The sequence below is a fragment of the Streptococcus sp. LQJ-218 genome, from assembly GCF_003428885.1.
In the GTDB taxonomy this organism is placed as follows: Bacteria; Bacillota; Bacilli; order Lactobacillales; family Streptococcaceae; genus Streptococcus.
Genome location: NZ_QQRU01000003.1, coordinates 108682 through 127575, shown reverse-complemented (window position 1 = coordinate 127575; position 18894 = coordinate 108682). Strand labels below are relative to the sequence as shown.

At 38.2% G+C, this 18894-nt stretch carries 15 protein-coding genes, 2 pseudogenes and 1 other annotated feature; of the genes and pseudogenes, 14 read left to right on the top strand and 3 right to left on the bottom strand.

Going from position 1 to position 18894, the window contains the following annotated elements; all coding sequences use genetic code 11:
* Positions 1-47: 47 nt before the first annotated feature.
* Positions 48-1532 (bottom strand): oligosaccharide flippase family protein, encoded by a 1485-nt coding sequence (locus D2908_RS03605; protein WP_117304926.1) that lies wholly within the window; start codon positions 1530-1532, stop codon positions 48-50.
* Between the two features lie 124 nt (positions 1533-1656).
* Between D2908_RS03605 and mecA the strand changes: the two genes are divergently transcribed.
* The 10 genes from mecA to rplL all read left to right on the top strand — a co-directional run bounded on the left by mecA (position 1657) and on the right by rplL (position 12199).
* Positions 1657-2394, top strand: coding sequence for an adaptor protein MecA (gene mecA / locus D2908_RS03600; protein ID WP_117304924.1), 738 nt, complete (start codon positions 1657-1659; stop codon positions 2392-2394).
* 151 nt (positions 2395-2545) lie between these two features.
* Positions 2546-3832, top strand: coding sequence for a homoserine dehydrogenase (locus tag D2908_RS03595; protein ID WP_117304922.1), 1287 nt, complete (start codon positions 2546-2548; stop codon positions 3830-3832).
* Position 3833: 1 nt separating this feature from the next.
* A complete protein-coding gene (thrB, locus tag D2908_RS03590; RefSeq protein ID WP_117304921.1) occupies positions 3834-4703 on the top strand; it encodes a homoserine kinase in 870 nt (289 codons plus the stop codon).
* A 255-nt stretch (positions 4704-4958) separates the two neighbouring features.
* Positions 4959-5897, top strand: a complete 939-nt coding sequence (gene msrB / locus D2908_RS03580) for a peptide-methionine (R)-S-oxide reductase MsrB (RefSeq protein ID WP_117304917.1) — start codon at positions 4959-4961, stop codon at positions 5895-5897.
* Positions 5898-5957: 60 nt separating this feature from the next.
* Entirely contained in the window at positions 5958-7682 is a 1725-nt protein-coding gene (locus tag D2908_RS03575) for an ABC transporter ATP-binding protein (protein ID WP_117304916.1), read from the top strand.
* Position 7683: 1 nt separating this feature from the next.
* Entirely contained in the window at positions 7684-9432 is a 1749-nt protein-coding gene (locus D2908_RS03570) for an ABC transporter ATP-binding protein (RefSeq protein WP_117304914.1), read from the top strand.
* A gap of 94 nt (positions 9433-9526) precedes the next feature.
* Positions 9527-9781 carry a hypothetical protein gene (locus tag D2908_RS10095; protein ID WP_117304912.1) on the top strand — a complete coding sequence of 85 codons (255 nt, stop codon included), beginning with the start codon at positions 9527-9529 and terminating at the stop codon, positions 9779-9781.
* Positions 9744-11003: a TRZ/ATZ family protein gene (locus D2908_RS03560; RefSeq protein WP_117304910.1), complete on the top strand. Its 1260-nt coding sequence runs from the start codon at positions 9744-9746 to the stop codon at positions 11001-11003. The genes D2908_RS10095 and D2908_RS03560 overlap by 38 nt, the downstream gene beginning before the upstream one ends.
* Before the next feature lie 83 nt (positions 11004-11086).
* Positions 11087-11221, top strand: a sequence feature (ribosomal protein L10 leader region).
* 38 nt (positions 11222-11259) lie between these two features.
* A complete protein-coding gene (rplJ, locus tag D2908_RS03550) occupies positions 11260-11760 on the top strand; it encodes a 50S ribosomal protein L10 (protein ID WP_049495187.1) in 501 nt (166 codons plus the stop codon).
* A 73-nt stretch (positions 11761-11833) separates the two neighbouring features.
* Positions 11834-12199: a 50S ribosomal protein L7/L12 gene (gene rplL / locus D2908_RS03545; protein WP_084888469.1), complete on the top strand. Its 366-nt coding sequence runs from the start codon at positions 11834-11836 to the stop codon at positions 12197-12199.
* 125 nt (positions 12200-12324) lie between these two features.
* On the opposite strand, the pseudogene D2908_RS03540 reads toward rplL, so the two are convergent.
* Positions 12325-13571, bottom strand: a pseudogene (locus D2908_RS03540) (transposase).
* A 525-nt stretch (positions 13572-14096) separates the two neighbouring features.
* Positions 14097-14684, bottom strand: coding sequence for a TetR/AcrR family transcriptional regulator (locus tag D2908_RS03535; RefSeq protein WP_117304908.1), 588 nt, complete (start codon positions 14682-14684; stop codon positions 14097-14099).
* Between the two features lie 535 nt (positions 14685-15219).
* On the opposite strand from D2908_RS03535, the pseudogene D2908_RS03530 reads away from it, so the two are divergent.
* The 4 genes and pseudogenes from D2908_RS03530 (at position 15220) to D2908_RS03510 (ending at position 18892) form a co-directional block, all read left to right on the top strand.
* Positions 15220-16359, top strand: a pseudogene (locus D2908_RS03530) (ThiF family adenylyltransferase).
* Positions 16346-17239 carry a lantibiotic ABC transporter permease gene (locus D2908_RS03520; RefSeq protein WP_240628272.1) on the top strand — a complete coding sequence of 298 codons (894 nt, stop codon included), beginning with the start codon at positions 16346-16348 and terminating at the stop codon, positions 17237-17239. Before D2908_RS03530 ends, D2908_RS03520 begins: the two are co-directional and overlap by 14 nt.
* Positions 17236-18156, top strand: a complete 921-nt coding sequence (locus D2908_RS03515) for an ABC transporter ATP-binding protein (RefSeq protein ID WP_117304906.1) — start codon at positions 17236-17238, stop codon at positions 18154-18156. Before D2908_RS03520 ends, D2908_RS03515 begins: the two co-directional genes overlap by 4 nt.
* Positions 18149-18892: an ABC transporter permease gene (locus D2908_RS03510; protein WP_117304904.1), complete on the top strand. Its 744-nt coding sequence runs from the start codon at positions 18149-18151 to the stop codon at positions 18890-18892. The genes D2908_RS03515 and D2908_RS03510 overlap by 8 nt, the downstream gene beginning before the upstream one ends.
* Positions 18893-18894 lie beyond the last annotated feature (2 nt).

The following is an 18894-nucleotide window of genomic DNA, read 5'->3' as shown; positions in this document are numbered from 1 at the left end:
GCTAAAAGAATTCGCTTTTATTGCAAATTTACTAATAACAACAATGATTAGTTGGTTGTTTTTTTAATCTTACTTAGTACAAGATTTAGGGCATAGTGTAGTGTTTTATCTTTTGTGATAAAGAGTGTTAAGAGGTAGTAGATAATACAACCTACAATGGTAGAGAGAATCATGAAAATCATGTTCAAAGTTACTGTATAAGACGTTATTTGGAAGACCGTTTTAAAAGTTAGATAAATAGGAATAAATCCTAGTGAGACAATGCTATAGCGCATAAGAGACGAGAAAATTTCTTTCAATTCAAGTAATTGATATTTTTTAATAAAGTGAATTTCTAGTAGAACGACTATGATTTCTGCACCTATAGTAGTAATGAGATAGTATACTGGTGAAAATATATTATTGAAATACAAGAAGCAGTTGAGTAGGAAATTTAATCCACCACCAATAAAGTAATAGGCAGTTAGACGATTTTCGTGATTATTAATAAATATAATTTGTCTACCAAGAATCAACTCAATGGCCCAGATAACACTTCGAAAAGCAAAGATGCTAGTAATGATTCCCGCCTCAAGATATTTTTCAGAAGAATAAATAACGGTTGCATAACTCCCTAAAATCATAATTCCAATACTTATTGGAATCATGAGGAAATAGAATAATGATGCTGCTTGATTTACAAGAGATCTATAGGAATTGTAATCTTTTTTTCCAAGATAGTAGCCGAGACGTGGAACGCTTACGTTTATAGCTCCACCTAGGACACCGGCAATTAACATAACGATGTTAGAAGCAATCGCATAATAAGAAATGTAGTTTTCATCAGGTCCCTTGGTTATAAACATTCTATCGAGCAGAGTATAGAGCATACTGGAATTTGCCAATAGTAGCATAGTAAAGAGAGGTTTAGATTCTCTGGTTAATTCCACAAAACTAATCTTAACGAATGAAACTTTTCTCTTAATCCAAAGAAAACTAAGTAGATAATTTAGGATGGTGGTGGCACTCATGACAATGGCATAAGGAACAATATCATCTGCTGTTTTTACAAAGGTGAAGATTCCAACTAACATAGAAATCCGGATAATTAAGGTTTTATAGAGAATGAAAGTGTAGTTTTCATAGGCTTCGTTCATCCATTCAATATTAAGAAATTGGAAGAGAGCTTGGATCCCTAGGATGTAATATAGAATTTTTAGATTGACAATGCTGGTGTCGAAATAAATAAAAAGGAAGTAGATAGCTGTTATGAAGACTGAAGTGATCAGAGAAAAATAGAATAATTTAGAGAAAACATAGTTGATTTTATTTTTATCATCCTTAACCTTACTGATAGCTCGAATCCCGTAGTTATAGATTCCAAAGGCGGCTAAAGGAATAACAAAGCTAGCCCAGGTATTGGCGGTATTGAAATAACCGTAGTTGGATTTGCTGAGAATCCGAGTTAGATAAGGATTAGTTATCAGCGGAAAAACGATATTGAGAACATTGACTAGTAAGCTAGCCAGTGCGTTAACTTTTATATTTTTCATTGTACTTTCTTTCTTGTATTGTAAAATGGTCTCTAGTATTATATCATATTCTCGCTTCATTCTTTTGATAAAATCGTAAAAATCTAGTATAATAGATAGAACTGAAAGTATGAGGTTACTAGCAATGAAAATGAAACAAATCAGTGATACAACTTTAAAAATCACGATGTCTTTAGAGGATTTGATGGATCGAGGAATGGAGATTGCTGACTTTCTCGTTCCTCAAGAAAAAACAGAAGAGTTCTTTTATGCTATCTTGGATGAATTAGAGATGCCGGAGAGCTTTTTGGATACAGGCATGTTGAGCTTCCGTGTAACTCCAAAACCTGATAAGGTAGATGTCTTTGTAACCAAATCAAAGATTGACCAAAATCTAGATTTTGAAGACTTATCGGATTTACCAGATATGGAAGAATTAGCTCAAATGTCGCCAGATGAATTTATCAAAACCCTGGAAAAAAGTATCGCGGACAAGACTAAGGATGATATTGAAGCGATTCAATCTCTAGAGCAAGTCGAAGCCAAGGAAGAAGAGCAAGAGCAGGATGAACAAGAAATTGAAAACAAGAAGGAGCCTTACATCTATTACATCCTTTCTTTTGAAAAATTAGCTGACTTGGTGGCTTTTGCCAAGACAGTGACTTTTGAGATGGAAACTTCTGAACTCTACAAGATGAATGAGCGCTATTATTTGACTATTTTAGTAGATATTGAAAATCATCCAAGTCCGTATCCAGCTTGGCTATTGGCCCGTATGCGGGAGTTTGCAGACGATAGTGACATCAGTCGTTCAGTCTTGCAAGAGTATGGTCAAGTCTTGATGAATCACGATGCCGTACTCAATCTGCAAAAGATTAGATAATCCTTTCTGGAAAGCTATTTCTAGATTTTAAGAAGAGCGAATCGTCTGATTCGTTTTTTCTTTTCTAGACTGAAAGAGTGATTTACTATAATAGGAATTTTCACAAAATTCTGTTATAATGACTATATTAGAAAATTTCGAGGAGATAAACATGACAGTTAAAATTGCTTTACTAGGATTTGGTACCGTTGCAAGTGGCGTGCCCTTCCTCCTAAAGGAAAATGGAGAAAAAATCAATCAATCAGCACATTCAGAAATTGAAGTTGCCAAGGTGTTGGTCAAAGATGAAGATGAAAAGAATCGCTTGCTTGCGGCAGGGAATGACTTTAACTTTGTCACCAATGTGGATGATATTTTATCAGATCCAGACATTACCATAGTAGTGGAATTAATGGGGCGTATCGAACCTGCTAAGACCTTTATCACTCGTGCCTTAGAAGCTGGAAAACACGTTGTTACTGCTAACAAGGATCTTTTGGCTGTCCATGGCGCAGAATTGCTAGAAATCGCTAAAGCTAACAAGGTAGCACTTTACTACGAAGCAGCAGTTGCTGGTGGGATTCCAATTCTTCGTACGCTAGCAAATTCCTTGGCATCTGATAAAATCACGCGCGTGCTTGGAGTGGTTAACGGAACGTCCAACTTCATGATGACCAAAATGGTGGAAGAAGGTTGGTCTTACGATGATGCTCTTGCGGAAGCGCAACGACTAGGATTTGCAGAAAGCGACCCGACAAATGACGTGGATGGGATTGATGCCGCCTACAAGATGGTGATTTTGAGCCAATTTGCTTTTGGTATGAAGGTAGCATTTGACGATGTAGCCCACAAGGGAATCCGCAATATCACACCAGAAGACGTAGCTGTGGCTCAAGACCTTGGCTATGTAGTGAAATTGGTTGGTTCTATCGAAGAAACTCCTTCAGGTATTGCTGCAGAAGTAACTCCGACCTTCCTTCCTAAAGCACACCCACTTGCTAGCGTGAATGGGGTAATGAACGCTGTCTTTGTAGAATCTATCGGTATTGGTGAGTCTATGTACTATGGACCAGGTGCTGGTCAAAAACCAACTGCAACAAGTGTTGTGGCAGATATTGTCCGTATCGTTCGTCGCTTAAATGATGGTACCATTGGCAAAGACTTCAACGAATATAGCCGTGACTTGCTCTTAGCTAATCCAGAGGATGTTAAGGCTAATTACTACTTCTCAATCTTGGCTCCAGACTCAAAAGGTCAGGTCTTGAAGTTGGCTGAAATCTTTAACGCTCAAGATATTTCCTTCAAGCAAATCCTCCAAGATGGTAAAGAAGATGACAAGGCGCGTGTTGTGATTATTACTCATAAAATCAATAAAGCACAACTTGAGAATGTTTCAGCTGAGTTAGCCAAAGCTTCAGAATTTGACCTCTTGAATACCTTCAAGGTGTTAGGAGAATAAGATGAAGATTATTGTACCTGCAACCAGTGCCAATATCGGGCCAGGTTTTGACTCGGTCGGTGTAGCTGTAACCAAGTATCTTCAAATTGAGGTCTGCGAAGAACGAGAGGAGTGGTTGATTGAACACCAGATTGGCAAATGGATTCCACATGACGAGCGTAATCTCTTGCTCAAAATTGCTTTGCAAATTGTACCAGACTTGCAGCCAAGACGTTTGAAAATGACCAGTGATGTTCCTTTGGCACGTGGTTTGGGTTCTTCCAGCTCGGTTATTGTAGCTGGGATTGAACTAGCAAATCAATTGGGCCAGCTCAATCTGTCAGACCATAAAAAATTGCAGTTAGCGACCAAGATTGAAGGGCATCCAGACAATGTGGCTCCAGCCATTTATGGTAATCTCGTTATTGCAAGCTCTGTTGATGGACAAGTTTCTGCTATTGTAGCAGATTTCCCAGAATGTGATTTCCTAGCCTATATTCCAAACTATGAATTGCGCACTCGAGACAGCCGTGGTGTCTTGCCCAAAAAATTGTCTTATAAGGAAGCTGTTGCGGCCAGTTCTATCGCCAATGTGGCAGTTGCGGCCTTGTTGGCAGGAGACATGGTGACTGCTGGGCAAGCAATTGAAGGAGATCTCTTCCACGAGCGCTATCGTCAGGACTTGGTGAGAGAATTTGCGACGATTAAGCAAGTAGCCAAAGAAAATGGTGCCTATGCAACCTACCTCTCTGGTGCTGGGCCAACAGTTATGGTATTGGCTTCTCATGACAAGATGCCAACGATTAAGGCAGAATTAGAAAAGCAGCCTTTCAAAGGCAAACTTCATGACTTGAAAGTTGACACCCAAGGTGTTCGTGTCGAAGCAAAATAAAGAATAGATGATAGGATGGGGAAACTTTCGACCAGAGGGCTTCCTATCCTTTTTTTGAAAAGAAGTTTATACTCAATGAAAATCAAAGAGCAAACTAGGAAGCTATCCACAACCTCAAAACACTGTTTTGAGGTTGTGGATAGAACTGACGAAGTCAGCTCAAAGCACTGCTTTGAGGTTGCAGATGGACGCTGAAGTGGTTTAAAGAGATTTTCAAAGAGTATTAGTTAAAAACTTGATAAAGGAGAAATAAAGATGGCAGAAATTTATCTAGCAGGTGGTTGTTTTTGGGGTTTAGAGGAATATTTTTCACGCATTTCTGGAGTGCTAGCTACCAGTGTCGGCTACGCTAATGGTCAAGTCGAAACGACCAATTACCAGTTGATCAAAGAAACAGACCATGCAGAAACAGTTCAAGTGATTTACGATGAGAAAGCAGTGTCACTTAGAGAAATTTTGCTTTATTATTTCCGTGTCATCGACCCCTTGTCAATCAATCAGCAAGGGAATGACCGTGGTCGCCAATATCGGACCGGAATTTATTACCAAGATGAAACTGATCTGCCAGCTATCTACACAGTGGTGCAGGAACAGGAGCGCATGCTTGGGCGAAAGATTGCAGTAGAGGTGGAGAAACTTCGCCACTATATTTTAGCTGAAGACTATCACCAAGACTATCTTAAGAAGAATCCTTCGGGTTACTGTCATATCGATGTGACCGATGCTGAGAAGCCATTGATTGATGCCTCTAACTATGAAAAGCCTAGCCAAGAAGTGTTAAAGGAAAGCTTATCAGAAGAATCCTATCGTGTTACCCAAAAAGCTGCTACAGAGGCTCCATTTACCAATGCCTATGACCAAACCTTTGAAGAAGGGATTTATGTAGATATTACGACGGGTGAGCCACTCTTTTTTGCCAAGGATAAGTTTGCCTCAGGTTGTGGTTGGCCAAGCTTTAGTCGTCCAATTTCCAAGGAATTGATTCATTATTACAAGGATCTCAGCCATGGAATGGAGCGAATCGAAGTTCGTTCTCGGTCAGGAAATGCTCACTTGGGTCATGTTTTCACAGATGGACCTCGGGAATTAGGTGGCCTCCGTTACTGTATAAATTCTGCTTCCTTGCGCTTTGTGGCCAAGGATGAGATGGAAGAAGCAGGATATGGCTATCTACTACCTTACTTAAACAAATAAATCATAGAGGGTGGGTGCTTCCCACTTTCTTCATTTCTAGAAAACGAATAGAAGGGATTTATGAAACACCTATTATCTTACTTTAAACCCTACATCAAGGAATCAATTTTAGCACCCTTGTTCAAGTTACTAGAAGCTGTGTTTGAGCTCTTGGTTCCTATGGTGATTGCTGGAATTGTTGACCAATCCTTGCCCCAGAAAAATCAGGGTCATCTCTGGATGCAGATTGGTTTGCTCCTTATCTTTGCAATGATTGGCGTTGTAGTGGCCTTGGTAGCTCAGTTTTACTCAGCTAAGGCTGCGGTTGGGTTTACCAAGGAACTGACAAACGACCTTTATCGTCATATTCTTTCATTGCCCAAGGACAGCAGAGACCGGCTGACAACTTCGAGCTTGGTGACTCGCTTGACTTCGGACACCTATCAGATTCAGACTGGTATCAATCAATTTCTGCGTCTCTTTTTGCGAGCGCCCATTATCGTTTTTGGGGCTATCTTTATGGCCTATCGCATCTCAGCTGAGCTGACTTTTTGGTTCTTGGTCATGGTTGTCATTTTGACCATCGTCATTGTAGGGCTCTCTCGATTGGTTAATCCTCTCTACAGTAGTCTCAGAAAGAAAACGGACCAACTAGTTCAGGAAACACGCCAGCAATTACAAGGGATGAGAGTTATTCGTGCTTTTGGTCAAGAAAAACGAGAGTTACAGATTTTTCAAACTCTTAACCAAGTCTATGCTAGATTACAAGAAAAGACAGGTTTCTGGTCTAGTTTATTAACCCCTTTGACCTATCTGATTGTCAATGGAACTCTTCTTTTTATTATCTGGCAGAGCTATATTTCTATTCAAGGAGGCTTGCTCAGTCAAGGTGCTCTCATTGCCCTTATCAATTACCTCTTGCAGATTTTGGTGGAATTGGTCAAACTAGCTATGCTGATAAATTCTCTCAACCAATCCTATATCTCAGCTAAGCGAATTGAGGAAGTCTTTGCCGAAGCTCCAGAAGACATCCATTCAGAATTAGAACAAAAGCAAACTACCAGCAATCAGGTTTTACAAGTCCAAGAACTAACCTTTACCTATCCTGATGCGGCCCAGCCTTCTCTGAGAGATATTTCCTTTGGTATGACTCAAGGACAAATCCTGGGTATCATTGGGGGAACGGGTTCCGGTAAGTCAAGCTTGGTGCAACTCATCCTTGGACTTTATACAGCAGACAAGGGGAGCATTGACCTTTATCGAGATGGACGTAGTCCTCTTAATTTGGAGGAGTGGCGGTCTTGGATTGCCTATGTGCCTCAAAAAGTCGAGCTCTTTAAGGGAACTATTCGTTCCAACTTGACTTTGGGTTTCAATCAAGAAGTATATGACCAAGAACTCTGGCAGGCTTTGGAGATTGCGCAAGCAAATGATTTTGTCAGTGATAAGGAAGGACTTTTGGATGCCCTAGTTGAGGTAGGAGGACGAAATTTCTCAGGTGGACAAAAACAAAGGCTGTCTATCGCACGAGCAGTCTTGCGTCAGGCTCCTTTTCTCATCTTAGATGATGCGACTTCGGCCCTCGACACTATTACCGAGTCCAAGCTCTTGAAAGCTATCCGAGAAAATCTGCCAAATACGAGCTTAATTTTGATTTCTCAACGAACCTCGACTTTACAGATGGCTGACCAGATTCTCCTCTTAGAAAAAGGTGAGTTACTAGCCATAGGTAAGCACGAGGACTTGATGAAATCTAGTCAAGTTTATCGCGAAATCAATGCATCTCAACACGGAAAGGAGGACTAGCATGAGACGACAAACTGCAAACCAAACGCTTAAACGTTTAGCCGTAGATTTAGCAAGTCATCCCTTCCTCCTTTTCCTAGCCTTTCTAGGAACTATTGTCCAAGTTGGCTTATCAATTTATCTACCTATCCTGATTGGACAGGTCATAGACCAAGTCCTGGTAGTTGGCTCTGCACCAGTTTTTTGGCAGATTTTTATCCAAATGATTTTGGTGGTCATAGGAAATACCCTTGTGCAGTGGGTCAATCCTCTCCTCTACAATCGTCTAATCTTTTCTTATGCCAAAGACTTGCGAGAGCGAATCATCCATAAGCTCCATCGTTTACCGATTGCCTTTGTGGATCGGCAAGGCAGTGGGGAGATGGTCAGTCGTGTAACCACAGACATTGAACAGTTAGCAGCTGGCTTGACCATGATTTTTAACCAATTCTTCATTGGCGTCTTGATGATTTTGGTTAGTATTCTAGCCATGCTTCAGATTAATCTCCTCATGACTTTCTTAGTTTTGTTGTTGACGCCACTGTCTATGGTGATTTCACGCTTTATTGCCAAACGCTCCTATCATCTCTTTCAGAAGCAAACAGAGACGAGGGGGATTCAGACTCAGTTGATTGAAGAATCGCTTAGCCAGCAGACGATTATCCAGTCCTTTAATGCTCAGGCAGAATTTATCCAAAGGCTGCGTGAGGCTAATGACAACTACTCAGGTTATTCGCAGTCAGCTATCTTTTATTCTTCAACGGTCAACCCTTCAACTCGCTTTGTCAATGCACTCATTTATGCCCTTCTAGCTGGAGTGGGAGCTTATCGTATCATGATAGGCTCTACCTTGACCATTGGACGCTTAGTGACTTTTTTGAACTATGTTCAACAGTATACCAAGCCTTTTAACGATATTTCTTCAGTGTTAGCTGAGTTGCAAAGTGCTCTCGCTTGTGCAGAACGTGTCTATGCTGTCTTAGAAAGTCCTGAGGTGGCTGAAAGTGGTAAAGAAGATTTGACCAGTGACCAAGTCAAGGGAGCTATTTCCTTTAAATATGTAACTTTTGGCTACCAACCTGAAAAGATTTTGATTAAGGATTTATCTATTGATATTCCAGCTGGTAGCAAGGTGGCTATCGTTGGGCCGACAGGTGCTGGAAAATCAACCCTTATCAATCTCCTCATGCGTTTTTATCCTATTAACTCAGGAGATATTTTGCTAGATGGTCGTTCCATTTATGATTATGCTCGAGCTTCTTTTCGACAGCAGTTTGGGATGGTACTTCAAGAAACTTGGCTCAAGCAAGGAACCATTCATGATAATATTGCTTTTGGCAATCCTGGAGCAAGTCGAGAGCAGGTTATTGCCGCTGCCAAAGCAGCCAATGCAGATTTTTTCATCCAACAGTTACCTCAAGGCTATGATACCAAGTTGGAAAATGCTGGAGAATCTCTCTCTGTTGGTCAAGCCCAGCTTTTGACCATTGCCCGAGTCTTTCTGGCTATTCCCAAGATTCTTATCTTAGATGAGGCGACTTCTTCCATTGATACACGGACTGAAGTACTCGTTCAAGATGCCTTTGCAAAACTCATGAAGGGGCGCACAAGTTTTATCATCGCCCATCGCTTGTCAACCATTCAGGATGCGGATTTGATTCTTGTCTTGGTGGATGGCGACATCGTGGAGCATGGCAATCATAAGGAACTCATGGAAAGAAAGGGCAAGTATTACCAAATGCAGCAAGCTGCAGCTTTTAGTTCTGAATAATCTTATCTACTTTGAAATCTTATGGACAAAAAAAGTTGCCTTTGGGTGACTTTTTTGTTACAATAGCTAGAAAAATTATTCACTGTCATACTCAATGAAACTTAAAGTGAGAACTAGGAAGCTAGCCGTAGGTTGCTCAAAACACTGTTTTGAGGTTGTAGAAAAGACTGACGAAGTCAGCTCAGAGCACCGCTTTGAGGTTATAGATAAGACTGACGAAGTCAGCTCAAATATCTACGGCAAGGCAAAGCAGGCGTGGTTTGAAGTGATTTTAGAAGAGTATAAATTGTCTTTTAGAAAAGGAGCCTATAATGAAAGTCTATCAGCATGCAAATATCGTGACTTGTGACCAAAATTTCCATGTGCATCTGGATGGTATCTTGGCTGTTAAGGATTCTCAAATCGTCTATGTCGGCCAAGAGGAGCAAGAGATTATAGAGCAAGCTGAGCAGATTATAGACTATCAGGGAGCCTGGATCATGCCTGGTTTGATCAATTGCCATACCCACTCTGCTATGACAGGATTGAGAGGAATTAGAGATGATAGCAATCTCCATGAATGGCTCAATGACTATATCTGGCCAGCAGAAGCTGAGTTTACTCCCGATATGACTACCAAGGCGGTCAAAGAAGCTCTGACAGAGATGCTCCAGTCAGGAACAACAACCTTTAATGATATGTATAATCCTAATGGTGTAGATATTGAGCAGATTTATCAGGCAGTGAAAGATTCCAAGATGCGTTGTTATTTCTCACCGACTCTCTTTTCTTCAGAGGCAGAGACAACTGCTGAGACCATAAGCAGAACACGTGCCATTATAGAGGAAATCTTAGGATGTGAAAATACAAATTTCAAGGTTATGGTAGCTCCACATTCTCCTTATAGCTGTAGTAGAGACTTGCTGGAAGAAAGCTTAGATATGGCAAAAGAGCTGGACATTCCTATCCATATCCATGTGGCGGAGACCAAGGAGGAGTCAGGAATTATCCTGAAACGATACGGCAAACGCCCCCTCGCCTTTCTAGAAGAACTGGGTTATTTAGAGCATCCGTCTGTCTTTGCTCATGGGGTCGAACTAAACGAGAGAGAAATTGAACGCTTGGCAACCTCTCAAGTGGCTATTGCGCACAATCCTATCAGCAATCTCAAACTGGCCTCAGGAATCGCTCCAATAATCCAGCTCCAAAAAGCGGGAATAGCAGTGGGAATTGCAACAGATTCGGTTGCTTCCAATAACAATCTTGATATGTTTGAGGAAGGACGAACTGCAGCTCTTCTTCAGAAGATGAAAAGTGGGGATGCCAGCCAATTCCCGATCGAAACAGCTCTCAAAGCACTAACAATCGAAGGGGCTAAGGTTCTAGGACTAGAAAATCAGATAGGAAGTCTGGAAGTAGGTAAACAAGCAGATTTTCTCGTCATTCAACCACAAGGAAAAATCCATCTCCAACCCCAAGAAAATATGCTTTCCCATCTGGTTTATGCTGTCAAATCCAGTGATATTGATGATGTCTATATTGCTGGAGAACAAGTTGTGAAGCAAGGTCAAGTCTTGACAGTGGAACTTTAAAAGAAAAATCACTGAAATCACGAAAAAATTAAAAAAAGTTTGCAAAAATCTTGCATTCTTTTTTTGACTATGCTATACTTATATACGGTTTGAAAAAACTGCCTAAGACAGTAGGGGAGCTCGACTCATAAGTATCCTACCGAGGACAAAACGTATCATGTAAAAGAAGCGTATTGTACTTTCGTGTCTAGGTTTGGGCGCGTTTTTCTTTTGGAAAAATTCCCCAAGCAAAATAATTACGGAGGTGAACACACTAATGAGTGAAGCAATTATTGCTAAAAAAGCGGAACTAGTTGACGTAGTAGCTGAGAAAATGAAAGCTGCTGCATCAATCGTCGTTGTAGACGCTCGTGGTTTGACAGTTGAACAAGATACAGTTCTTCGTCGTGAGCTTCGTGGAAGCGAAGTTGAGTACAAAGTTATCAAAAACTCAATCTTACGTCGTGCAGCTGAACAAGCTGGACTTGGAGAATTGGCATCTGTTTTTGTTGGACCATCTGCTGTAGCATTTTCTAACGAAGATGTTATCGCACCAGCGAAAATCTTGAACGATTTTGCTAAAACTGCTGACGCACTTGAAATCAAGGGTGGTGCAATCGAAGGCGCTGTCGCATCAAAAGAAGAAATCGTTGCTCTTGCAACTCTTCCAAACCGCGAAGGACTTCTTTCTATGCTCCTTTCTGTACTTCAAGCGCCAGTGCGCAACGTTGCTCTTGCAGTCAAAGCGGTTGCAGACAACAAAGAAGACGCAGCTTAATCTTAAGCTACGCAGCGTAGCCTAGCTACAAAAATATAAACATAAAATATAAACTTATTTGGAGGAAATAACAATGGCATTGAACATTGAAAACATTATTGCTGAAATTAAAGAAGCTTCAATCCTTGAATTGAACGACCTTGTAAAAGCTATCGAAGAAGAATTTGGTGTAACTGCAGCTGCTCCTGTAGCTGTAGCTGCTGCTGGTGGTGCTGAAGAAGCTGCTAAAGATTCATTTGACGTTGAATTGACAGCTGCAGGCGACAAGAAAGTCGGCGTTATCAAAGTTGTACGTGAAATCACAGGTCTTGGTCTTAAAGAAGCTAAAGAACTTGTTGATGGTGCACCAGGTGTCATCAAAGAAGGCGTTGCAACTGCAGAAGCTGAAGAAATCAAAGCTAAATTGGAAGAAGCTGGAGCTTCAGTTACTCTTAAATAATAGAGCGACTACATTAGTAGCTTAAAAACATGATTAAACCGCTATTCTTAGGACTAGCGGTTTTTATTTTTATGTGCCAAGGGGCAAAAAAGGGCTCTTTGTCAACTGTAGTGGGTTGAAGTCAGCTAAGCTCGAGAAAGGACAAAATTCGTCCTTTCTTTTTTGATGTTCAGAGCGATAAAAATTCTTTTTTTGAAGTTTTCAAAGTTCCGAAAATCAAAGGCATTGCGCTTGATAAGTTTGATGAGATTATTGGTTGCTTCTAATTTGGCGTTAGAATAGTGTAGTTGAAGGGCGTTGATAATCTTGTCTTTATCCTTGAAAAAAGTTTTAAAGACAGTCTGAAAGAGAGGATGAACCTGCTTCAGATTGTCCTCAATAAGTCCGAAAAACTTTTTTGGTTCCTTATTCTGGAAGTGAAAAAGCAAGAGCTGATAGAGTTCATAGTGGTGTTTCAAGTCTTCTGAATAGCTCAAAAGCTTGTCTAAAATCTCTTTATTGGTTAAGTGCATACGAAAAGTAGGGCGATAAAATCTCTTATCGCTGAGCTTACGACTATCCTGTTGAATGAGTTTCCAGTAGCGCTTAATAGCCTTGTATTCATGGGATTTTCGTTCAAACTGATTCATGATTTGGACACGCACACGACTCATAGCACGGCTAAGATGTTGGAGTAAAACAGTCCAGTGGACTGTTTTAGCCTGAGTTTAGAAATAGAATAACGAAGGGTGAAAGCGATCAAGAACGATTTTAGCACATGGGAATGAAACAGTCTGGGAGACTGTTTCAGCCTGAGCCTAGAAATTCGAAAGCGAAGCTGTTTGGCCAAGTCATAGTAAGGGCTAAACATATCCATCGTAATGATCTTCACTCGACATCGGACGGTTCTATCATATTTAAGAAAGTGATTTCGAATGATAGCTTGTGTTCTACCTTCAAGAACAGTGATAATATTAAGATTATCACTGTTCTTGAGCAATGAAACTCATCTTTCCCTTAGTGAAGGCATACTCGTCCCATGACATAATTTCAGGAAGACGAGAAAGATCATGCTTAAAACGGAAGTCATTGAGCTTACGAATAACAGTTGAAGTTGAAATGGACAGCTGATGAGCAATATCAGTCATAGAAGTCTTTTCAATTAGCTTCTGAGCAATCTTTTGGTTGATGATACGAGGGATTTGGTGATTCTTCTTGACGAGAGAAGTCTCAGCGACCATCATTTTTGAGCAACGATAGCACCTAAAGCGGCGTTTTCTAAGGAGAATTCTAGTAAGCATGCCAGTCGTTTCGAGCTATTGATGATATCTATAATTTGGATATTTGGGTCTTTAATATCAAGTAGTTTTGTGAAAAAATGTAATTGTTCCATATGATTCTTTCTAATGATGGTTTGGTCACTTTTCATTATAGGTCATATGGGACTTTTTTTCTACAACAAAATACTCTCCATAATATCTATGGAGGATTTACCCACTACAAATATTATAGAGCCTTCATGCAACTATCTTTCTGGTGTTTTTTAATTTTGCAGTAGTCTGTGTGAGATATGAATAATTTGGATTAATAACTCAGTTCCAAGAATCGCAAACCAGATAGGTATGATTATTCCAAGATTGATTTAAGATTGGCTTTCAAACTGGATCAGGTGGAGAAGCAGATAGACAACATAAACAAATAATAAAGTCTACTGATGATTATGAATATAAAGTTCGATGATTAGTGAAATTTGTGTAAACGATTAGTCAATCACTATTTTCTCTCTAACATAAAAACTATCCAAATAAAGTTAAATTTGGCCTCAAATAGATTTTGAAGATTTATTTTCTCTTTTGTCAAGGTATCTGGATATGAGAAAGTAGAAATCATCTCAGAATGTGACTAAGAGAATTATTTTTTACATATTTAAATCAAATTTAATGTTGAAGCTTTCCAAGCATTTGTTTAGCATATCTATTTTTGAGACAATAGTAGTTTTAGAATTTTCAAATATCAAAGGATTTAGCCAAATATTCAGTAAAATAGCTATTAATTCTGCAAGTTGTTGAGGATCGTCTGTCATTATTGAGCCGTCTTCAACTCCTTCTACGATAATTGGATAAAAATAATCAGGGATTGTGAGTTCTTGCATTTGTTTTAAAAATGAAACAAATAACTTAGGACTATCCAGTAACTTAGGAGAAATTGTAACTATAGTCTCCATATTAGTATTAGCTAAACTAATAGAAACTAGTTGTGTTATTTTTTCAGATCCAGTTATATTTCTGGAAAATTTGATTTTGTCAAAAATAAGTTTATTCTGTAAACCTATATTTTTGACAACTGCTTCAAAAATATCCTCTTTAGATTCAAAATGGTGATAAATTGCTCCTTTTGTTAAACCGTCTAAGCCGTTTATAATATCAGAAATGGTAGTTTGTTCATATCCCTTTGTTAAGAAAAGATTAGTTGCGACTTCAAGTATTTTTTCTTTAGTGTTTTCCATATTTTAGAAAATAACTCTCCTTTCAATTTATTTATGTCAATGGAATTAGTACACAATTACTGTTGATAGAGTTACCAATTAATCATTATAACACACTTATACATAGCTTGCCTAATAATTTTTGTTAATTGCATTTTGAAATTATTTTCTATAACTATTTTTTATTAAAAAATCTAAAAAAGTAGTTGACAACATACCAAAGGTATGTTAAAATCAAACCACATACTAATGGTATGTGGTAGGACATGTCCTACTTAAAATGATTGATCAGATAAATTAAAAAGGAGATGAAAAGCGTATGAAAAATATCAAAGTACGTAAGGCTGAAAGTGCCAATGCTACAGCTTGGTGGATTATCGTCTGATTTATCGTGACGTTATTACATATGCCTCTGCAAGCTATTAGTTTGTAGAAGTGCCTTTATTGTGTTAAAATAGCTAGCTATTTGTTAAATAATTTTGTACAACATTTTGTTTAACGCATGGAAAGGTATTCATGCGTTTTTATTTTACAGGATTTATAGAAGAGGTAAAGTATGAACTTTCAATACATTAAACCAAGAATAAAACCAATTTATCCAGTATATTAGTTAGATGATGAGTTATTTCGCATAGGGGCGCAACTTTCTATTACAACTGAGTTTGAAGACCCAGAAGGAAAGTTGCTTGAGTTGGTAAAGGTTCTCGATGGTAGAGAGATGGCTGAAATAGTCAAGCACATGATTAATACTTTTCCAGATTTAACTCCAGAAGATGTCGTAGATGGATTGGATATTCTTAGTGCAGAGAATCTTATTGAAGAAACACCTAATAAAGTCTTGGAATATTTGGATGAGCGTTACCATCCAAATATTAGGTATTTCAGTCGATACATGCCATATGACAGAAACCCAATGGATATACAAGAAAAAATCAGATCCAGTTCGATTTTATTACTTGGCCTTGGGGGTGGTGGATCGAACATTTTGACACTACTGTCTGGATTAGGGCCAAAAACAGTACGGGTTGTCGACTATGATAGAGTTGAAAGAAGTAATTTGGGTAGGCAATTGCTATATAGAGAGTCTGATTTAGGTAAACTTAAAGTAGATGTAGCTGTTAATGCATTACGGGAAATGAACTCTACAATTAATGTCGAAGGTTTTAACAAGAAAATTGAGACACCAGAAGATGTACTAGAATTTACAGAAGGTATTGATTTGGTCATCTGTGTTATTGACGAACCGCCTTTCCAAGCACAAAAAACGGTAAATCAAGCAATTATAAAAGCAGGTTTGCCTTGTGTGTTTGGTGCGTCGCAGGTTAGTCGAGGTAGGGTATTTTCTGTCATTCCAAAAGTGACGGGATGCTTTGATTGTTTGAATATCCATTATACTTTGCATGATGATAAATTTGTCGAACAGTTTGTGGGATTTAGAAATATTGATTTTAATCCACCGACAATTGCCTATGCACCAGCTATTTTTCAATTGACGGCAGCTATTGTTGATGAGGCAGTTCGAGTCCTGACAGGCTATGCAAGACCAAGTAGCCTTAGTACACAATATGAGATTAACTACGAGGACGACTCTTCGTTTACTCACCCATCGTGGGATAGATACGCTGATGATTGTCCAACATGTGGGAATGGGGATGCTAAAAAATGGGAAATTTTCAGGTATTATGACAAAAAATAATACTGAAGTAATTGTTATAGAGTCACTCAATCAAGAAATTTACTTTAAGAAAACTCGTAAAAATGATTACTTACTTTATTCAACAGGCTCGAAACTATTAGTCTTTGATGAAATTACATGGGATGAATCTATTATAGAATCGTTACCTCATCAATTAATCGGGGATCCTTTATTTGAATTATTGAAAGAGAATCATTTCTTTGAAAGTGGTAACTCTATCCCGAATTCTGATAATAACTACTTACTTTTTCTTAGAATTTTAGCAATCATTTTTGGAGGAGGTGCTATAGTTTACAATTTATTTTGTATAACGAAACTCCCTTTTCTTGAATATGATTTTGGTAGAGAGAACCAAATTTTGCTTCTAATATTTGGAGTGTTCTTCTCATTGTTTACCACAATAATACATGAAGGAATGCATATTTTGTTTTCAAATAATGTTACAAATATAGGGAAAGTTCTACGTTTTTCTTGGAAGAAATCAGTAGCAATAGTTGATTTGACACATGTTTGGCTTTGGCCACTTTTTGAAAGAAGTATGGCTATTTTAGCAGGCCCATTGTTTGACAGTATTATCTTGTCTTGTTTTTACCTAATAAGTGATTATTTTTTTAGTCCATATATAACAATATCCATTTATATTATGATTTTTAGATTATTGTGGCAATTACGACTTACAGAACATACTGATGGCCGATTACTGATATATATGTTATTTGATAATCCATTCTTGAAAAATAATTTTGATAATAATAGAGATTCTTTAACAAATAAAGAAAAGATAGTATGGAGAGCATGTCGTATTTTTAGCACTATTATAACTATCTTGCTATTATTACTTCTTTTATTTTTTGTAGCACAGATTGTGAGGTATTCATGAAACAAGAAACTATTGTTGTAAGACATTTGAAAAAGTCTTACGGTCAAAAAAATGTTACAGATGACATTAGTATTACTTTTTATAGTAGTCAGATCGTTGCAATTGTAGGTCATAACGGAGCTGGAAAGAGTACGTTTCTGAATCAAATAAATGGCACAGTAGCCTCAGATGAGGGGAAAATACATATTAAAGGAGTAGATGTAACCAAACAACCTGGAAAAGCGAGAGAACTTGTTTCTTCCATGCCGCAGTTTCAAGTACCCATTAAGGGAGTCACAGTACAGGAAGCAATTAAATGCATTGGTGCTGTAAAAGGAATGAATTCTTCAGCGGTTGAAAGTCGTACCAAAGAATTAATTGATTTCTTAGAGATTAACCAATGGAAGCATACAGCTGGCGAAAAGCTTTCAGGTGGACTTCAGCGATTAACATCTTTTGCGATGTCAGTCGTCGATATCCCATCTATTTTAGTTCTGGACGAGCCAACTAATGATGTTGATCCATTTAGAAGGACTTTGATATGGCGTTACTTGCGTTCTCTTGCAAATTTAGGAACAACAGTTATCATTGTCAGTCATAATTTATTTGAGGTAGGGAGGTATGCTGATCGATACTTACTATTTGATAAAGGGCGTATTAAAAGAGATGTGCTTGTATCAGAGTCTAAAAATGCTCGTCAGTTAAAGCATCAAGTATCGCTATCAGGTGTTAATAAAGAGGAACTTTTTCATTTCTTGAATCATAATAACTTGAAATATGATGATGTTGAAAAACGTTTGATTTTTACAGTCAGTGAAGATTGTTTTACAGAGGTAATATCGGTTATTTTTGATTTACTGAAAACAGATAGAATTGTTAGTTATGAGATAAAGTTGAGAACTCTCTCTGATGACTACGAGGAGTACATAAATGAATAATAGTCAAAAAAGGTTATCTAAATTCGTTGGATTAGTAAAATGGAGCTTACTTCGTCACAGGTTTTATATCCCAGTCTTTGTTGTGGTTCAAATCATTTTATCATTTGCTGTCATTTATGGTTTTCTATTCATTACTAATTCAACTAATCAAGCAGAGAGGTCTTATCTTTGTACAGGAGCTATGGCTATAAATGTGATTGCTGTTACTTGTGTGCTAGCACCTCAAATTGTTAGTGAGGCTAAGCAAAATGGTGTTTACGAATATCAGAAAACATTGCCTGTTTCGAGAGTAGAGATACTGTTGTCTGATTTATTAATTTGGGGATTATTATGTCTACCAGGAATCTTATCAAGTGTATTGATTAGCAAATTTGGTTTTGGCTTAGATGTTTCAATTGGTATTAATTCAATCTTATCTGTATTATTGATTATTTTTTCCTTGTTATTAGTTGGTTTTGCGATTGCCTATATTCTACCAACAAATGTTATTCCCTTAGTAACACAGCTAATTATGATTGGTGGATTGATGTTTTCTCCAATTATCTATGCAACAGATAGACTACCTTCATGGACAATAACTTTATATAAGTATTTTCCTTTTGTACCAGCTAGTCAGATAATCCGTTCATCCATTTTTAGACTAGAGTATGTTGACAGCCAGAATTTTTCCACACTAATAGTTTGGGCTTGCTTTGGATTTTTTTTATCACTAATAACATTATCTAGGAGGAAATAGTT